At 70.8% G+C, this 209-nt stretch carries 1 protein-coding gene; it reads left to right on the top strand.

The window, feature by feature from the left end; genetic code table 11:
• Nucleotides 1-209: hypothetical protein (locus tag QN345_RS20465; RefSeq protein WP_323509288.1), on the top strand; the 209-nt coding region annotated here is incomplete at both ends.

The raw sequence follows: 209 nt of genomic DNA, 5'->3' as shown, positions 1-209 counted from the left end.
CCGAACAGCTCACCGCGGACGCATTCCTCGCCCTGACCAAACTCGGCGTCAAAGCCGACCCCAAGCGCATCGCCGGAAGCCGCAGCCCCGCCGTCCGCATGATCACCATCCGCCCCAGGAGCACCACACCCGCCGGTTTCGCGCCCACGGGAACCACACCCACCGATGCCGCGCCAACCGAGGCCCCGTCACCCACAGCCGACGCTGCG

Origin of the sequence: Cryobacterium sp. 10I1, from assembly GCF_035019805.1 — a bacterium.
GTDB lineage: Bacteria > Actinomycetota > Actinomycetes > Actinomycetales > Microbacteriaceae > Cryobacterium > Cryobacterium glucosi.
Note: the sequence above shows the minus strand (reverse complement) of the source record. Positions and strands in the feature narration are given on the sequence as shown.